Here is a 16911-nt window from a genome sequence, read left to right on the forward strand (position 1 = left end):
GAACGGGAAGAGGCGCTAGACTGACCTCCCCGCACCGGCCCCGGTCGGGGTCGCATGGTGAGACGAGGGAGGTTCCGATGGTTCTGGTTCGACAGGAGATCGGCGACGTGCTGAGGGACTTCCGCCTGCAGAAGGGCCGGACCCTCCGCCAGGTCGCCAGCAAGGCGAGCGTCGCGCTCGGCTACCTCAGCGAGGTGGAGCGCGGCCAGAAGGAGGCCTCGAGCGAGATCCTCGCGTCCGTCGCAGACGCGCTCGACACTCCCATCTCCGTGATCATGCACGAGGTCGGCGACCGCATCGCGGTGCTCGAGGGGCTCAACGCCCCGGCGGTGCCCGACAGCCTCCCCGACGAGCTGGTGGCGGAGTTCGACGCGGACATGATGGTCCGCTGATCCACAGATCCACTCGAACGGCCGGTCCTCGTGACCGGCCGTTCGCACGTTCCGGAGGCGAAGTGAAGCGAAGCGAGTTCGGGTTGGCGGTCGAGCAGGAGTTCGGACCCGGCTACGGGGACGTCGTCGTGAACGACCTCGTGCTCGTCGAGCTCGGCAATCGCACCGCGCGCGAGGCGCTCGCCGCGGGCCTCGCGCCGCGCGACGTGTGGTTCGCGTTGTGCGCGGCGACGGATGTCCCGGAGGAGCGCCGCCACGGCGTCGGCCGCCCCGAGCCGGGGGAGCGGCCGGCTCGATAGGGCGGCGCACTCCGTCGACCCACCTGCCCGAAGACGCGTTCGACACGCCGGCGCGCGCATCGAACATCCGTTCGGATGCTGCGTTAGGCTCCTCAACAGCAGGAGGGATGACGCGTCCATCCACAGCCGGGGCCTTCGGGCGACGGATGTCGGTGGCCGGCCATACGGTCGGAGGCGTCGGAACACACCGCAAACGCCTTGTCGCGAGACGTGCCGGGTCACGGCCTGGCACGCGGAACGACAGCCTAGAGGCAGCCGCCACCATCACAAGGAGCACCGATGCCATCACCCGCAGACCGCGAGAAGGCCCTCGAGACCGCACTCGCCCAGATCGACCGCCAGTTCGGCAAGGGGTCGGTGATGCGCCTCGGTAGCGAAGAGCGCGCGCCGGTCGAGATCATCCCCACCGGTTCCATCGCACTCGACGTCGCGCTCGGCGTCGGCGGGCTGCCGCGCGGGCGCATCATCGAGATCTACGGCCCCGAGTCGTCGGGCAAGACGACGCTCACGCTCCACGCGATCGCCAACGTGCAGCGTGCGGGCGGCATCGCCGCCTTCATCGACGCCGAGCACGCGCTCGACCCCGACTACGCGAAGAAGCTCGGCGTCGACATCGACTCGCTGCTCGTCTCGCAGCCCGACACGGGTGAGCAGGCGCTCGAGATCGCCGACATGCTGATCCGTTCGGGTTCGATCGACCTCGTCGTCATCGACTCCGTGGCCGCGCTCGTGCCGCGTGCCGAGATCGAGGGTGAGATGGGCGATTCGCACGTGGGTCTGCAGGCCCGACTCATGTCGCAGGCGCTGCGCAAGCTCACCGGTGGCCTCAACCAGACCAAGACGACGGCCATCTTCATCAACCAGCTCCGCGAGAAGATCGGCGTGTTCTTCGGCAGCCCCGAGACCACGGCGGGCGGCAAGGCGCTGAAGTTCTACGCGTCGGTGCGGCTCGACATCCGTCGCATCGAGACGCTGAAGGACGGGTCCGATGCGGTCGGCAACCGCACGCGCGTGAAGGTCGTGAAGAACAAGATGGCCCCGCCCTTCAAGCAGGCCGAGTTCGACATCCTCTACGGCGTGGGCATCTCCCGCGAGGGCAGCCTCATCGACTACGGCGTCGACCAGGGCATCGTGAAGAAGTCCGGCGCCTGGTACACGTACGACGGCGACCAGCTCGGCCAGGGCAAGGAGAACGCCCGCAACTTCCTCCTCCAGAACCCCGACATCGCCGCCGACATCGAGAAGAAGATCCTCTCGAAGCTCGGCATCGGGCAGGCCGGCGGTGCACCGGCCGCCGCGGCGCCGTCCAACGTCGAGTCGATCGCGACGAAGCGCAAGGGCGCCTGAGTCGGCGGTACCGATGACCGATCAGCGGAACGAGCGACTCGCCCCGGTCACGTACCTGCCGTGGGTGGCACCGTCGGAGGAATCCGACGGCGCCACCCGCGGTGGGGAGGGCATCGCGTCGGATGCGGCGGAGTCGTCGTCGGCGCCCGTCATCCAGCGCCATCGCGACCGCGCGCGGCCAGGGACGGCGCGGTCGGAGGCCGCGCCGTCGGATGGCGCGCGACCGTTCTCGCAGCGGCGCAGCGCGGGCTTCCGCGGCCCCGCCGCCGGGCGCGTCCCGTTGCCGGAATCGGATGAGCCCGAGACCGGCCCGGAACGCGACGATCGCATCGACCGGCTCATCGTCTCCCGGCTGCGTCGCTCGTCGCTGTCCGTGTCCGAGGTCCGCGCGACGCTCGTCGAGCACGGCCTCGACGAGGTCGAGGTCGAGGAGTGGATCGAGCGCTACGCCCGGCTCGGGTACCTCGACGACCGTCGGCTCGCCGAGCAGCTGGTGCACAGCCACGGCGTGCGTCGCGGCCGGGGGAGCGGCGCACTCCTGCACGAGCTCGGTCGCCGGGGAATCGACGACGAGCTCGCACGCGAAGCGGTCGACACGCTCGATCCCGACGTCGAGTTCGAGCACGCGCTCCTGATCGCCGAGCGCCGCGCACGTCAGCTGGCCGGACTCGATCGGCACGTCGCCGAGCGTCGCCTGTCGGCATTCCTCATGCGGCGCGGGTACGGGAGCGAGCTCGTACGCCGGGCGGTGGCCGCCGCGCTCGACGGCGACGACGCCGAGTGACGGATCGTAGACTGGTGCGATCATGAGCACCATTCACGAGGCGATGCCCGCGGCCGCGGAGCCCGTCGCCGCCGAGACGGCCGCGCCCCGCACGTACGAGGTCCGCACCTTCGGGTGCCAGATGAACGTGCACGACTCCGAGCGCCTCAGCGGCTCGCTCGAGGCGGCCGGCTACGTCCCGGCCGACGGCGCCGAGCCCGACATCGTCGTGATCAACACGTGCGCCGTCCGCGAGAACGCCGACAACAAGCTCTACGGCAACCTCGGCCACCTCGCCGGCGTGAAGCGCCGCCACGCGGGCATGCAGATCGCGGTCGGCGGCTGCCTCGCCCAGAAGGACAAGAACGTCATCCTCGAGAAGGCGCCGTGGGTCGACGTCGTGTTCGGCACGCACAACATGGGGTCGTTGCCGAGCCTGCTCGAGCGTGCGCGACACAACGACGAGGCGCAGCTCGAGATCCTGGACTCGCTCGAGGTGTTCCCCTCGACGCTGCCGACCAAGCGCGACTCGACCCACTCCGGCTGGGTGTCGATCTCGGTCGGCTGCAACAACACGTGCACGTTCTGCATCGTGCCGGCGCTCCGCGGCAAGGAGAAGGACCGCCGGCCGGGCGACATCCTCGCCGAGGTCCAGGCGCTCGTCGACGACGGCGCCGTCGAGGTGACCCTCCTCGGGCAGAACGTCAACTCCTACGGCGTCGAGTTCGGCGACCGTCAGGCGTTCGGCAAGCTCCTGCGTGCCGCCGGCGGCATCGACGGTCTCGAGCGCGTCCGCTTCACGAGCCCGCACCCGGCCGCGTTCACCGACGACGTGATCGACGCGATGGCCGAGACGCCGAACGTCATGCCCCAGCTGCACATGCCGTTGCAGTCGGGTTCCGACCGCATCCTGAAGGCCATGCGGCGGTCGTACCGGTCCGAGAAGTTCCTCGGCATCCTCGACCGCGTCCGCGTGAAGATCCCGAACGCTGCGATCTCGACCGACATCATCGTCGGATTCCCGGGCGAGACCGAGGAGGACTTCCAGGAGACGCTCCGCGTCGTCGCGGCCGCCCGCTTCGCGTCCGCGTTCACCTTCCAGTACTCCATCCGCCCGGGTACCCCTGCGTCCACCATGGAGCAGCAGGTGCCCAAGGAGGTGGTGCAGGAGCGCTACGAGCGACTCATCGCCCTCCAGGAGCGCATCTCGTGGGAGGAGAACCAGAAGCTCGTCGGTACCGCCGTCGAGGTGCTCGTCTCCACGGGCGAGGGCAAGAAGGACGCCGAGACGCACCGCCTGAGCGGTCGCGCCGAAGACAGCCGCCTCGTCCACTTCGAGGTGCCCGCCGGCTCCGACCTGCCCCGACCCGGCGATGTGGTCTCCGTCGAGATCACGCAGGCCGCGCCGTTCCACCTGCTCGCCGACTCGATCGACGGTGCACCGCTGCGCATCCGTCGCACGCGGGCCGGCGACGCCTGGGATCGTGCGCAGGCCGAGAGCTGCGGCGTGCCGGCCGCGTCCGGCACGACGGCATCGGCCGGCGGACGCGTCTCGCTCGGCCTGCCCTCGCTGCGCGTCGGCGGCGAACCGCTCACGAGCCCGGGCGTCGGCACCATGCCGATCTACGACCCCGCCGACGGCCAGCGCTGACGTGACGCTGATCGCGGTCGTCGGCGCCACGGGCACCGGCAAGTCGCGCTTCGCGCTCGACCTCGCGCACGCGATCTCCGGGCGCGGCGGCATCGCCGAGGTCGTCAACGCCGACGCCATGCAGCTGTACCGCGGCATGGACATCGGCACCGCCAAGCTCCCGCTCGACGAACGCGAGGGCGTGCCGCACCACCTCCTCGACGTGCTCGACGTCACCGACGAGGCATCCGTGGCCGCCTACCAGGCCGAGGCCCGGGCCGTCGTCGACGACATCGCGGCTCGCGGCGGTGTCGCCCTCCTCACGGGAGGCTCCGGGCTCTACGTCTCGAGCGTCATCCACGACCTGCGCTTCCCCGGCACGGACGCCGCGATCCGGGCGCGCCTCGAAGCCGAGCTCGAGGAGGTCGGGCCGGGTCTCATGCACCGCCGCCTGCGCGACCTCGACGCCGAGACCGCCGCGAGCGTGGACCCGCAGAACGGTCGGCGGATCGTCCGCGCCCTCGAGGTCATCGAACTCACCGGCGAACCGAAGGCCGCTCGGCTGCCCGATGAGCCCGTGCCGTGGCGCCCGCACCGGATCGTGCACCTGCGCGCCGACCGCGCCGACCTCGTCGCGCGGCTCGATGCCCGCGCCGCCGGCATGTGGGCGAGCGGGCTCATCGACGAGGTGCGCGGCCTCATTCCGCTCGGCCTCGAGCGTGGCGTGACCGCGCGCAAGGCGATCGGCTACGCCCAGGCGCTGGCGCAACTCCAGGGGCGGATGGCCGAGGCCGACGCGATCGCGGAGACGCAGGCGCTGACCCGGACCTACGCCCGACGGCAGGTCGGTTGGTTCAAGCGGTACTCCGCGGCATCCGTCGTCGATGCCGGCGACCCGGCCGCGTTCGCCGCCGAGGTGGCACGGCAGGCGAGCGGCGTCTGAGGCGTTCCGCGCTCCCTAGACTGGTGCGATGGCGTTCGATCTGCGCTTCACCAAGGGCCAGGGCACGGGCAACGACTTCGTGCTGTACAGCGATCCCGAGGGCGAGCACGAGCTCTCGCCCACGCAGATCGCGGCCGTCTGCGATCGGCGGTTCGGCGTCGGCGCCGACGGCGTGATCCGGGCCGTCCGCTCGGAGCGTCTGGCCGACGGTGCCGGCGCGCTCGCGGAGGACCCGCAGGCGACGTGGTTCATGGACTACTGGAACGCCGACGGCAGCCTGTCGGAGATGTGCGGCAACGGCATCCGGGTGTACGTGCGCTACCTCATCGACCAGGGGCACATCGCACCCGATGGCGACGAGTGGATCGCGATCGGTACTCGCGCGGGCGTGCGCCGGGTGCGCGTCACCGGAGCGGGCTTCGAGGCCGACCTCGGTGCCTGGAGACTCGATGGCGGCGAACCGCTGGTGCGCGCGAAGAACCTGCCCGTCGCCCGCCCGGGTCTCGGCATCGACGTCGGCAACCCCCACGTCGTGGTGGCCCTCGCCGACGACGACGAGTTGGACGGCCTCGACCTGGCCTACCTGCCGATGCTCGACCCGCAGCCGCAGGCCGGGGCGAACGTCGAGTTCGTCGTGCCGGCCGAGCCGCTCGTCGAGAACGGGCGGGGGCGGATCCGCATGCGCGTGCACGAGCGCGGGTCGGGGGAGACGCTCTCGTGCGGTACGGGCGCGGTCGCGGCGGCGCTCGCCGTGCGGTACTGGGCGGGAGAGCAGGCACCGGACACGTGGGTCGTGCAGGTGCCCGGCGGAGCGCTCGGCGTGCGCATGGAGTCGCAGCCCGACGGAGAGCACGTGCTGCTCTCCGGTCCGGGCGAGCTCGTCTTCGACGGGGTGCTCGCCCTGGCCTGACGGGTTCAGGCGTCCTGGCCTGACGGGTTCAGGCGTCGCGCGTCACCGTCAGGACGCGGAATCCCTTCGACGTGCCCGCCCGCTCCACCGTCCATCCGCCGGCGAACTGCTCGTCGAGCCAGCGCTGCAGCGAGTCGGCGCCGAGGTTCTTCTGCACGACGAGCCACGCGCTCGCGCCCACCTCGAGCCGGGGAAGCCAGCGAAGGAGCAGGGCATGCAATTCGGCCTTGCCGATGCGGATCGGCGGATTCGACCAGATCACGCCGAACCGCACGTCATCGGGAACATCGTCGGGCATCGCGGCGTTGACGTTCTCGAGGCCGAGTCGCTGCGCATTGCGGCGGACGAGATCGAGCGCACGCTCGTTCACGTCGACCGCCCACACCGTCGCCGCGGGGGACCCGAGTCCGAGGGTGAGCGCGATCGGACCCCATCCGGCGCCCAGGTCGAGCAGGTGACCCTCGGCGGGGGCGGCGGGGACCTCGTCGAGCAGCACCCGCGTGCCGAGGTCGACGTGGTCCGGACTGAAGACGCCGCCCGCGGTCTGCACCTCGACCTCGCGGCCGGCGAGCCGCACCGGAACGGTCCGGAGCGCCGCGCGATCGGCGGGCTTGGACGAGAAGTAGTGCTCCTGCGGCATACGGGGAAACCTATCGCAGGCGAACGGAAGTAGGCTGGACAGGATGAACGACGCGGCACCCGAGACCCACGACGACGCGGTCGAGCGCGTGCTGCGCAGCGCCGACACCAGGGCGGGCGTGTCCCGCTTCGGGGCGTCCGACGCCTCGTCGATCCAGCGCGCCGGCCTCGCGGACGGCGCCGATGACGGCTTCGACGGCGAGCAGTACGACCGCGAGGCACGCGCCGCGCTGCGTCGCGTGGGCGGCCTCTCGACCGAACTCGAGGACGTCACCGAGGTCGAGTACCGGCAGTTGCGACTCGAGAACGTCGTGCTCATCGGCGTGTACCCGCAGGGCTCGCTGGAGGACGCCGAGAACTCGCTCCGCGAACTCGCGGCACTCGCCGAGACGGCGGGCGCCCGTGTGCTCGACGGCGTGCTGCAGCGGCGCCCGCACCCCGACCCCAGCACGTACCTCGGCCGCGGCAAGACCGAGGAACTCCGGCACGTCGTCGCCGCGCTCGGCGCGGACACCGTCGTCGCCGACACCGAGCTCGCGCCGAGCCAGCGTCGCGCGCTCGAGGACGCGGTCAAGGTGAAGGTCATCGACCGCACCGCCGTGATCCTCGACATCTTCAGCCAGCACGCGAAGAGCCGCGAGGGCAAGGCGCAGGTCGAACTCGCTCAGCTCGAGTACCTGCTCCCGCGACTGCGCGGCTGGGGCGAGTCGATGTCGCGCCAGGCCGGTGGCCAGGTCGGCGGCGCCGGCGCGGGCATGGGCTCCCGTGGTCCCGGTGAGACGAAGATCGAGCTGGATCGTCGTCGTATCCACACGCGCATGGCGAAGCTCCGCCGTCAGATCGCCGGCATGAAGCCCGCTCGCGACGCCAAGCGCGCGAACCGCAAGCGCAACGCCGTGCCGTCGGTCGCGATCGCGGGCTACACGAACGCGGGCAAGTCGAGCCTGCTGAACCGCATCACGGGCGCGGGCGTGCTGGTCGAGAACGCGCTCTTCGCCACGCTCGATGCGACCGTGCGCCGCAACACCACGGCCGACGGCCGGGTCTACACGATCGCCGACACCGTCGGGTTCGTCCGGAACCTCCCGCACCAGCTCGTCGAGGCATTCCGATCGACGCTCGAGGAGGTCGGCGACGCCGACCTGATCGTGCACGTCGTCGACGCCGCGCACCCCGACCCCGCCCAGCAGATCGCGACCGTGCGCGACGTCATCGGCGAAGTGGGCGCGCGCGACATCCCCGAGCTGGTCGTCTTCAACAAGGCCGACCTCGTCACCCCGGAGGACCGCCTCGTCCTGCAGGGCCTCGAGCCGAACGCGGTGTTCGCCTCCGCGCGCACGGGCGAGGGCGTCGCCGAGGTGCTCGCCGCGATCGGGCGCATGCTGCCCGACCCGGCCGTCGAGGTCGACCTGCTCGTGCCGTACGACCGAGGTGACGTCATCTCGGCGCTGCACGAGGGCGGGCGCGTGCTCTCGACCGACTACGTCGAGGACGGCACGCGCATCCGCGCGCTCGCATCGCCCGAGCAGGCCGCGCAGCTCGAGGAGTTCCGCGCGGCGGCGCTCGCGTAAGGGCCGCCGCGCGACCGGCGCCGCAGCGCCGCACCGGCCTGCGTCACCCGGCGCCGCACCGCCGCACGGCGCCCGGCGGAACGCCACCGAGTCACTCGTCGTAACACCGGGAGCGGATGCCCCCGACCCGGCGTATCGTCGCACCTGATCGTGGCGAGCGGCCGGATGCCGCCCGCCTGGAGCGACCGCCGAGCCCGGCATCCGCCCGCGAGACCCACCTGCCGTTCCGGCCGGTCGGGCGCGGCGTGCCGTGCATCCGACCTCCCCGGAACTGCTCGCCACCTGGAGCGACATGACCGGAACCGAGCCCGACGGCGCCGCCGCCCGGCCGCGCGTGCCGATCTCGTTCGAGCTGTTCCCGCCGCGCACCGACGCCGCGGCGATCGCGCTCGGCCGCACCATCGACCGCCTCGCCGAGGCCGACCCCGCGTTCATCTCCGTGACGTTCGGCGCCGGCGGGTCGAGCCGCGACCGCTCGCTCACGGTGCTCCGGTACATGCTCGAGCACACGCGCGTCGAGCCGATGGCGCACCTGACGTGCGTCGGCTCGAGCCACGCGGAGGCGAACCGCCTCGTGCGCGAGTTCCTCGACGCGGGCGTCACCAGCTTCCTGGCGCTCCGCGGCGACCCGCCCGCGGGAGCGGTCGACGCCGAGGACGCGATCGGCGACCTGCACAGCGCCGCCGAACTCGTGCAGCTGATCCACCGGGTGCAGGAGGAGCGCGAGCCCTTCGGGCAGTCGCGCATCCCGGGGATGCCGGGGGTCACCGCCATCCGGGAGCGCCCCCGCCCGGAGCGCGTCGCCGTCGCGGCCTTTCCGACCGGCCACCCGCGTTCGCGCGGGTCGAACCAGGACGTCGACGTGCTGCTCGCGAAGGAGGTCGCGGGCGCCAACCTCGCGATCACGCAGCTCTTCTGGCACGCCGACGACTACCTGACGTTCGTGCAGCGCGCCCGCGCGGGCGGCGTGACCATCCCGATCCTGCCGGGCATCATGCCCGTGACGACGCCCGCCCGGCTCGCGCGTCTCGAGCAGCTCACGGGCGTCCCGGCGCCGGCCGAACTCGCGATCGACCTCGAGATCGAGCCCGATGCCGAGGCGCAGTTCGAGCTCGGCGTGGCGTACGCCGCGAACCTGGCCGCCGACGTGCTCGCGGGCGACGCCCCCGGGCTCCACCTGTACACCTTCAACCGCCACGAGGCCGTGCTCGCCGTGCTCGACCGGCTCGGCCTCGCCACCGCCCCCGCCCATGCGGGCACCGAGAGGAACACGAGAGAACGATGACCGCACCCGCCTTCCCCACCGGAACGATCCTCGGCTACCCGCGCATCGGGCGCCGCAGGGAGCTCAAGCACGCCGTCGAGGCGTTCTGGGCCGGCCGGATCGACGCCGCCGAGCTCGAGCGCACCGCGGCCGGCCTCCGCGCGGCGACGCGCGAGCGACTCGCCGAGCTCGGACTCGAACGCGCCGGCTCGGCGATTCCCGAGTCGTTCTCGTACTACGACCAGGTGCTCGATGCCGCCGTCGCGGTGGGCGCGGTTCCGGCGCGCTTCGAGCGCCTGCTCGACGCCGACGGCCGACTCGACCTCGCGGGGTACTTCACGGTCGCCCGCGGCGAGGGTGCCGACGCGCCGCTCGAGATGACCAAGTGGTTCGACTCGAACTACCACTACCTCGTGCCCGAGATCGGTGCCGACACCGCGTTCGCGCCGCACGCCGACGCGCTGGTCGCCCAGGTCCGCGAGGCGCGCGAGGCCGGCTTCGTGACGCGCCCCGTGCTCGTCGGCCCGGTCACGTTCCTGCTGCTGGCGAAGCCGGCGGATGGCGCGCCCGAGGGCTTCCGTCCGCTCGACCGCCTCGCCGACCTGATGTCGGTCTATCGCGCCCTCCTCGCCGAGCTCGCCGCAGCCGGCGTCGAATGGGTGCAGCTCGACGAGCCCGGCCTCGTCAGCGAGAGCCTCGACGAGCCGCGCGAGCGCGTGCTCGAGGCCGTCGCGGAGGCGTACGAGGAGCTGGGAGCGGCGGAGGCCCGCCCGGCGATCCTCGTCGCCGCGCCCTACGGCGACCTGGCCGACGCGCTGCCGGCGCTCGCGGCGACCCCGGTCGAGGCGATCGGGCTCGACCTCGTCCGCGGCGACCTGCCCGGGCAGCTCGACCCCGTGACCGAGGAGGCGCTCGCCGCGAAGACGCTCGTCGCGGGCGTCGTCGACGGCCACAACATCTGGCGCGGCGACCTCGCGCACGCGTTCGCCCGCGCCGAGGCGGTCCGTTCGCTCTCTGGTTCGGTCGCCGTGTCGACGTCGACGTCGCTCCTGCACGTCCCGCACGACGTCGACGAGGAGACCGCGCTCGATGCGCGCCTCGTGAGCTGGCTCGCCTTCGCCGACCAGAAGGTCGCACAGGTCGCGACGCTCGCGCGCGGCCTCGCCGAGGGGCGCGAGGCCATCGCGGCCGATCTCGACGCGGCATCCGCCGCCCTCGCCGACCGGGCCGCGGCGCCGGGCGTTCGCGTGCCCGCCGTGCGCGAGCGCCTCGCCGCGCTCGACGCGAGCGCGTTCGCGCGTGCCGCGTACGACGACCGCGTCGCCGCGCAGGAGGACCTCGCGCTGCCGGCGCTGCCCACCACGACCATCGGGTCGTTCCCGCAGACCGCCGACATCCGCCGCGCCCGCGCTCGGCTCGTCAAGGGCGAGCTGACGGATGCCGCGTACCGCGAGCTCATGCGCGAGGAGATCGCCCGGGTCATCCGCCTGCAGGAGGACCTCGGCCTCGACGTCCTCGTGCACGGCGAGCCCGAGCGCAACGACATGGTGCAGTACTTCGCCGAGCTGCTCGACGGCTTCGCGGTGACGCAGCACGGCTGGGTGCAGTCGTACGGTTCGCGCTGCACGCGTCCGTCGATCCTCTGGGGCGACGTCTCGCGCCCGGCACCGATGACGGTCGAGTGGTCGACCTTCGCGCAGTCGCTCTCGGAGAAGCCCGTCAAGGGCATGCTCACGGGCCCGGTCACGATCCTCGCGTGGTCGTTCGTGCGTGATGACCAGCCGCTCGGCGACACCGCCCGGCAGGTCGCGCTCGCGCTCCGCGACGAGATCGGCGACCTCGAGGGGGCGGGCATCCGCGTCATCCAGGTCGACGAGCCCGCGCTCCGCGAGCTCCTTCCGCTGAAGCTCGCGGACCAGCCGGCGTACCTCGACTGGTCGGTCGGCTCGTTCCGGCTCGCCACGGGCGGCGCTGCGCCGGCCACGCAGGTGCACACGCACCTCTGCTACTCGGAGTTCGGCGTCGTGATCGACGCGATCCGCGAGCTCGACGCCGACGTGACCTCGATCGAGGCGGCGCGCAGCCGCATGGAGGTCGTCGGCGACCTCGCCGCGAGCGGCTTCGACCACGGCGTGGGCCCGGGCGTCTACGACATCCACTCGCCGCGCGTGCCCAGCGTCGAGGAGGTGCGCTCGCTCCTCGAGCGCGCGGTCGACGGCGTGCCAGCCGGACGGCTCTGGGTGAACCCCGACTGCGGCCTGAAGACCCGCGGCTACGACGAGACGGTCGCGTCGCTGGCGAACATCGTGGAGGCGACGCGCTCGGTGCGCGAGGACGTGGCCGTGGCGACGGCCTGACGCCAGGATCGAGGGGCGGGTGGCGCGGGGGGGGCCCCCCGCCACCCCCCCCCCCCGGGGGGGGGGGGGGCCGGGGCCCCCGGCCGCCCCCCCGCTGGGGGGGGCGGCGGCCGGGGGCCCCCCCCCCGCCCCCCGCCCCTCGTCGTCGGTGGCGCTGCCGGTGGAGGTGCCGAGCGGGTGAACCGGCCTAGACGGTGCGCAGGACCGCGACGACCTTGCCGAGCACCTCGGACTCGTCGCCGAGGATCGGCTCGAACGCCGAGTTGCGGGGGAGCAGCCACGTGTGGCCGTCGCGCTGGCGGAAGACCTTGACGGTCGCCTCGCCGTCGAGCATGGCCGCGACGATCTCGCCGTTCTCAGCCGTGCGCTGCGAACGCACGACGACCCAGTCGCCGTCGCAGATCGCGGCGTCGATCATCGAGTCGCCGACGACCTTCAGGATGAACAGCTCGCCCTTGCCGACCAGCTGGCGCGGGAGGGGGAAGACCTCCTCGATCTGCTGCTCGGCGGTGATCGGGACGCCGGCGGCGATGCGGCCGACGAGCGGCACCATGGCCGCGTCGCCGACCGGGGCGGGCTCGGCGGCCGGGCTGCGCTCGGTCCCGGGCACGTCGATGAGGATCTCGAGTGCGCGGGGGCGATTCGGGTCGCGCCGCAGGTAGCCGGCGAGCTCGAGCTGGTTCAGCTGGTGCGTGACGCTCGAGAGCGAGGAGAGGCCGACGGCGTCGCCGATCTCGCGCATGCTCGGTGGGTAGCCCCGATCGGCGACCGAGCCTCGGATGACCTCGAGGATCGCGAGCTGCTTCGGGCTCAGCGTCTTGCGCCGACGCGACCGGCCGCTCGCGCCGCGTGCCTGGTCGATGTCGATGCTCACGTGCCTCGCCTCTCGTCGGGACCGCGTCGGCCCGGATGTCGGTGGTCGATGTTCGACTGTCGTCGGACATTCGAAACTGTATCCGCCTCGCACGCACGCGACAAACATCCGTTCGAGTGTGTCGCGGAATCGGGCCCGGAAATCCCACCCTCCGGTGCTTGCAGCGTCGAACGTTCGAAGATATATTCGGAACACAGCTTCGCATCCGGCCCTCCCGGCCGAGGGTCGGATGCGGGGCTGGAGCCCCGGGAGGTGCGGAATGAGTGCAGTGGTGATCGGACCCGTCGGCGCAGCGCCGGCCATGCCCGACTTCGTGGGGCCCGCCGCGCGCACGCGACTCCGATTGACGCGTCGTGGCCGCGTCGTGCTGACGGCCCTCGCCACCGTGCCGATCGTCGCGGGTGTGCTGGTCGGAACGCTCTCCTCGGGAGGCGCCATCGCGGGCATCGATGACGGCCGCGCCACCACCACGTTCGAGACCGTGGTCGTCGGTGCGGGCGACTCGTTGTGGGGCATCGCCGAGTCGATCGCGCCGCACGCCGACCCCCGCGAGGTCATCTACGAGATCATGCGGCTGAATGGCCTGCGCGACGCCGTGGTGCAGCCGGGCCAGGAGCTCGTGCTTCCCGCGGTCGACTGAGAGCGCGTCTGAGCCTCGCGGCATCGTGGCCGGGCTCGACGAAATGCTCGTGATCGACTCGTCGCGCGCGAGCGTGCCCGCGGCCCGCTGCGGGCGGGGTTGCTGCAACGACGAGGCCAACCCGAACCGACCGGCGCCTGATCTGAGCGCGCGCGCCGAAGGGCCCGGTGGTCGACCGGGAATGGTGCGCGGATCAACGTCCGCGGTACTGTCGGGGCCGTGATCATCGCGATCTTTCGTCGCCGCCTGCGCGACGGCGCGACCTTCGACGACTTCATCAGCGCGTGGGAGGCCGACAAGGGCTTCGGCGTCCCGGCTCGCGTGTTCAACGCCGTCTCCGTCGACGACTCCCGCGAGATCCTCTCGGTCGGTTTCGTCGACATCGCCGCCGACGACCTCGAGGCGGACGTCGCGAAGGTCAGCCTCCAGGAGGCGGTACGGCACTCTCGAATCGACGAGGTGATCGAGAGCACAGTGCTGCACGCCTACTACGACCTCCGCACCGAGCACGACTTCACTTCGGATCCGCGTACCGTCGAGATCGGTTCGCTGACGAGCATGCTGTCCGCACTCGCGCCGAAGTCATCGGCCGGCGACTGATCAGCGGACGGTCCCACTCCGCCGGAACCGACAACGACCGGCGGTCGCGTCGCGGTCGCCATTCGGGGGTGTCGTCACGATCGGCGGGTGTGAAGCCCGTCGCACCCGCACAAACTGACGACAACCGCCGCCGCATGCCACGAGGCAGGGGAGCCCGGATCCGCAATATCACCTTTAAGTGGCATAAAGTAAAGATTACTCGACCTCCGTCGACGTTAGGAGCTGGCCCATGGCCCACTACGTCGATCTGCTCTGGAACCCACACGACGCTTCGCACCTCGGGCGGAGGGACCGTGCTCCGGGCCGATACGAGGCCTTCGTCCCCGATGAACTCGGGGAAGACCTTCCTCCGATCGGGCGGGAGGCGCACCAGGCCGCGGAGGACTCGCTGGCCGTGCTCGCTCGCGCCGATGAGCGCATCGGCGACCGCGGGGGATACCTGAACCACCTGCTGATCCGTTCCGAGAGCATCTCTTCGTCCTGGATCGAGGGGAACCGCATCAGCCCGAAGAAGCTCGCCATCGCCGAGCTCCTCGACCACCGTGCAACCGGCGGGGTCGACGCCCGCGTGGCGCTCGACGTCGTGGCGAATGTCCGAGCCACCGAAGAGGCGATCGCCGAGCTGGGCGACCGCGAGCGCGCCCCCGAGGTTACGACCGCCGATATCGAGCGCCTGCAGCACCTCATCGAGCCCCGCCTCGAACCGGGGCTGCGCACCGAGCAGAACTGGGTCGGCGGGCCGGGCTGGAGTCCGCTCCGTGCAGACTTCGTTCCGCCCCCCGAGACCGAGGTCCGCCGCCTCGTCGACGACCTCGCGCGCTTCGTCACGGCGACCTCTGGCAATCCCGTCGTGCGCGCGGCGATCGCGCATGCGCAGTTCGAGACGATCCACCCCTTCATCGACGGCAACGGCCGCACGGGCAGGGCACTGATCCACACCGTGCTCCGCCGAGCCGACGCACTCCGCAACACCCTCATCCCCATCAGCACGGTGTTCGCCGGCGACAAGGATCGCTACATCGCGGGCCTCACCGCATACCGCCGGATCCCGTCGCGGCTCGACGAGTGGATCATCGGCTTCGCCGAAGCCGCCGAGCTGGCAGCGGGCAACGCCGTCAGGTTCGCCGCGGACCTCGCCGCCCTCGACGACGAGGTGCGCGAGGACCTGGTCCGATTCCGCGCGTCACAGGGCATCACGCCCGCCACGCCGCGGAGCGATGCCGTGGTGCTGAAGATCCTCGACGGGCTGGCCAACGACCCGGTCCTGACCATCGAGAAGGTCGCCGCGCAGCACGCCGTGTCGACGGCGGCCGCCCATCGCGCGCTCACCCAGCTCGCCGATGCCGGCATCCTCGGTCGCACGAAGGACCAGAAGGGGAAGCTGATCTGCTGGACCGCCGACCGGCACCTGGCCCTGGTGAGCCTGAACGAACGCAGCAACCGCGTCGGAGCAGGGGACACCGGACACGTCCGACCTGGGTTCGCTCCGCCGGCGCCCGCGGTCGGCCGGGTCGGCGTGCTGCGCCGCAGGGGCTGACCGCCCGCTCCATGCCCCGCCGATAGCATTGATCGGTGACGAGTCTCGACGACCTGCCCATCCGCGACGACCTTCGCGGGAAGTCCCCGTACGGCGCCCCGCAGAAGCACGTGCCGGTCGCACTGAACGTCAACGAGAACACGCATCCGATCCCCGAGGATGTCGCGCACGACATCGTCGCCCGCGTGGCCGCGGCGATCATCGGCCTGAACCGGTACCCGGACCGCGAGTTCACGCAGCTGCGGGCGGCACTGGCCGACTACCTCGGCCACGGGCTCGTGCCCGAGCAGCTCTGGGCTGCGAACGGTTCCAACGAGGTGCTGCAGCACATCCTCCAGGCCTTCGGCGGCCCCGGCCGGACGGCGCTCGGCTTCGGCCCGACGTACTCGATGTACGGCCTGCTCTCGTCGGGCACGGGCACGGAGTGGATCGCCGCCGAACGCGACGCCGACTTCGAGCTCTCGCCCGAGACCGCGGTCGCCGCCATCGAACGACACGATCCTGACATCGTGCTGCTGTGCTCGCCCAACAACCCGACGGGAACGCCGCTGGCGCTCGAGACCATCGCCGCAGTCGCCGATGCCGCACGGGGCGTCGTCGTCGTCGACGAGGCCTACCAGGAGTTCGCCGACCCGGGCACCCCGAGCGCCCTGACGCTGCTCGACGGGCGGCCCCGGCTCCTCGTCTCGCGCACCATGAGCAAGGCGTTCGCCTTCGCCGGCGCGCGCGTCGGGTACCTCGCAGCGGATCCCGCCGTCGTCGACGCGTTGCGGCTCGTGCGGCTCCCGTACCACCTGTCCGCGCTCACGCAGGCTGCGGCGCTCGGCGCGCTCGCGCACTCCGGTGAGATGCTCGCGATGGTCGACGAGATCCGCGCCCAGCGCGACCGCATCACGCGGGAGCTCGCCGCGCTCGGCTTCCGGCCGTACCGGAGCGGGTCGAACTTCGTGCTCTTCGGCGGCGTCGACGACCCGCACGCGATCTTCGAGGCGCTGCTCGAGCGGGGCATCCTGATCCGCGAGATCGGTCTGCCGGGATGCCTGCGGGTGACCGCGGGCACCGAGGCCGAGACGACCGCCTTCCTCGAGGCGATGGCCTCGTTCGCGCCGTCGGACGCCGCGAACGCCTGATCCAGCCCGGAATCC

Annotated in this window: 16 protein-coding genes; 14 read left to right on the forward strand and 2 right to left on the reverse strand. The window is 71.9% G+C overall.

Annotation, left to right across the window (positions count from 1 at the left end):
• The first annotated feature begins 77 nt into the window (after positions 1 to 77).
• The 7 genes from ACSJD1_RS16420 (at position 78) to dapF (ending at position 6284) form a co-directional block, all read left to right on the forward strand.
• Complete coding sequence (locus tag ACSJD1_RS16420; RefSeq protein ID WP_438856358.1) at positions 78 to 392, forward strand: helix-turn-helix domain-containing protein; 315 nt, start codon at positions 78 to 80, stop codon at positions 390 to 392.
• Between the two features lie 62 nt (positions 393 to 454).
• Complete coding sequence (locus tag ACSJD1_RS16425) at positions 455 to 691, forward strand: DUF3046 domain-containing protein (protein WP_438856359.1); 237 nt, start codon at positions 455 to 457, stop codon at positions 689 to 691.
• Between the two features lie 279 nt (positions 692 to 970).
• Entirely contained in the window at positions 971 to 2038 is a 1068-nt protein-coding gene (gene recA / locus ACSJD1_RS16430; RefSeq protein WP_438856360.1) for a recombinase RecA, read from the forward strand.
• 13 nt (positions 2039 to 2051) lie between these two features.
• Positions 2052 to 2822 (forward strand): regulatory protein RecX, encoded by a 771-nt coding sequence (locus tag ACSJD1_RS16435; protein ID WP_438856361.1) that lies wholly within the window; start codon positions 2052 to 2054, stop codon positions 2820 to 2822.
• Between the two features lie 22 nt (positions 2823 to 2844).
• A complete protein-coding gene (gene miaB, locus ACSJD1_RS16440; RefSeq protein ID WP_438856362.1) occupies positions 2845 to 4452 on the forward strand; it encodes a tRNA (N6-isopentenyl adenosine(37)-C2)-methylthiotransferase MiaB in 1608 nt (535 codons plus the stop codon).
• A 1-nt stretch (position 4453) separates the two neighbouring features.
• Positions 4454 to 5374 carry a tRNA (adenosine(37)-N6)-dimethylallyltransferase MiaA gene (gene miaA, locus ACSJD1_RS16445; protein WP_438856363.1) on the forward strand — a complete coding sequence of 307 codons (921 nt, stop codon included), beginning with the start codon at positions 4454 to 4456 and terminating at the stop codon, positions 5372 to 5374.
• Between the two features lie 28 nt (positions 5375 to 5402).
• On the forward strand, positions 5403 to 6284 hold the full coding sequence (gene dapF, locus ACSJD1_RS16450; protein WP_438856364.1) for a diaminopimelate epimerase: 882 nt from the start codon (positions 5403 to 5405) through the stop codon (positions 6282 to 6284).
• Between the two features lie 28 nt (positions 6285 to 6312).
• On the opposite strand, the gene ACSJD1_RS16455 is transcribed toward dapF, so the two are convergent.
• Entirely contained in the window at positions 6313 to 6924 is a 612-nt protein-coding gene (locus ACSJD1_RS16455; protein WP_438856365.1) for a class I SAM-dependent methyltransferase, read from the reverse strand.
• A 43-nt stretch (positions 6925 to 6967) separates the two neighbouring features.
• On the opposite strand from ACSJD1_RS16455, the gene hflX reads away from it, so the two are divergent.
• The 3 genes from hflX (at position 6968) to metE (ending at position 12115) form a co-directional block, all read left to right on the forward strand.
• Positions 6968 to 8494, forward strand: coding sequence for a GTPase HflX (hflX, locus tag ACSJD1_RS16460; RefSeq protein WP_438856366.1), 1527 nt, complete (start codon positions 6968 to 6970; stop codon positions 8492 to 8494).
• Positions 8495 to 8786: 292 nt separating this feature from the next.
• Entirely contained in the window at positions 8787 to 9779 is a 993-nt protein-coding gene (locus tag ACSJD1_RS16465; RefSeq protein ID WP_438856367.1) for a methylenetetrahydrofolate reductase, read from the forward strand.
• Positions 9776 to 12115 carry a 5-methyltetrahydropteroyltriglutamate--homocysteine S-methyltransferase gene (metE, locus tag ACSJD1_RS16470; protein ID WP_438856368.1) on the forward strand — a complete coding sequence of 780 codons (2340 nt, stop codon included), beginning with the start codon at positions 9776 to 9778 and terminating at the stop codon, positions 12113 to 12115. The genes ACSJD1_RS16465 and metE overlap by 4 nt, the downstream gene beginning before the upstream one ends.
• 187 nt (positions 12116 to 12302) lie before the next feature.
• On the opposite strand, the gene lexA is transcribed toward metE, so the two are convergent.
• Positions 12303 to 12977, reverse strand: coding sequence for a transcriptional repressor LexA (lexA, locus tag ACSJD1_RS16475; RefSeq protein ID WP_438856405.1), 675 nt, complete (start codon positions 12975 to 12977; stop codon positions 12303 to 12305).
• Positions 12978 to 13248: 271 nt separating this feature from the next.
• Between lexA and ACSJD1_RS16480 the strand changes: the two genes are divergently transcribed.
• From ACSJD1_RS16480 to ACSJD1_RS16495, 4 genes are all read left to right on the forward strand, one after another.
• Complete coding sequence (locus ACSJD1_RS16480; protein ID WP_438856369.1) at positions 13249 to 13629, forward strand: LysM peptidoglycan-binding domain-containing protein; 381 nt, start codon at positions 13249 to 13251, stop codon at positions 13627 to 13629.
• A 219-nt stretch (positions 13630 to 13848) separates the two neighbouring features.
• Positions 13849 to 14229 (forward strand): hypothetical protein, encoded by a 381-nt coding sequence (locus ACSJD1_RS16485; protein ID WP_438856370.1) that lies wholly within the window; start codon positions 13849 to 13851, stop codon positions 14227 to 14229.
• Between the two features lie 229 nt (positions 14230 to 14458).
• A complete protein-coding gene (locus ACSJD1_RS16490) occupies positions 14459 to 15766 on the forward strand; it encodes a Fic family protein (RefSeq protein ID WP_438856371.1) in 1308 nt (435 codons plus the stop codon).
• A 35-nt stretch (positions 15767 to 15801) separates the two neighbouring features.
• Positions 15802 to 16896 carry a histidinol-phosphate transaminase gene (locus ACSJD1_RS16495; RefSeq protein ID WP_438856372.1) on the forward strand — a complete coding sequence of 365 codons (1095 nt, stop codon included), beginning with the start codon at positions 15802 to 15804 and terminating at the stop codon, positions 16894 to 16896.
• Positions 16897 to 16911 lie beyond the last annotated feature (15 nt).

It is taken from the genome of Agromyces excoecariae (assembly GCF_051715505.1).
Lineage (GTDB): Bacteria > Actinomycetota > Actinomycetes > Actinomycetales > Microbacteriaceae > Agromyces.

Coding starts and splice junctions, on each gene's coding strand:
- ACSJD1_RS16420 (WP_438856358.1), top strand. CDS start 78: ATGGTTCTGGTTCGACAGGAGATCGGCGACGTGCTGAGGGACTTCCGC.
- recA (WP_438856360.1), top strand. CDS start 971: ATGCCATCACCCGCAGACCGCGAGAAGGCCCTCGAGACCGCACTCGCC.
- ACSJD1_RS16435 (WP_438856361.1), top strand. CDS start 2,052: ATGACCGATCAGCGGAACGAGCGACTCGCCCCGGTCACGTACCTGCCG.
- miaB (WP_438856362.1), top strand. CDS start 2,845: ATGAGCACCATTCACGAGGCGATGCCCGCGGCCGCGGAGCCCGTCGCC.
- dapF (WP_438856364.1), top strand. CDS start 5,403: ATGGCGTTCGATCTGCGCTTCACCAAGGGCCAGGGCACGGGCAACGAC.
- ACSJD1_RS16455 (WP_438856365.1), bottom strand. CDS start 6,924: ATGCCGCAGGAGCACTACTTCTCGTCCAAGCCCGCCGATCGCGCGGCG.
- hflX (WP_438856366.1), top strand. CDS start 6,968: ATGAACGACGCGGCACCCGAGACCCACGACGACGCGGTCGAGCGCGTG.
- ACSJD1_RS16465 (WP_438856367.1), top strand. CDS start 8,787: ATGACCGGAACCGAGCCCGACGGCGCCGCCGCCCGGCCGCGCGTGCCG.
- metE (WP_438856368.1), top strand. CDS start 9,776: ATGACCGCACCCGCCTTCCCCACCGGAACGATCCTCGGCTACCCGCGC.
- ACSJD1_RS16480 (WP_438856369.1), top strand. CDS start 13,249: ATGAGTGCAGTGGTGATCGGACCCGTCGGCGCAGCGCCGGCCATGCCC.
- ACSJD1_RS16490 (WP_438856371.1), top strand. CDS start 14,459: ATGGCCCACTACGTCGATCTGCTCTGGAACCCACACGACGCTTCGCAC.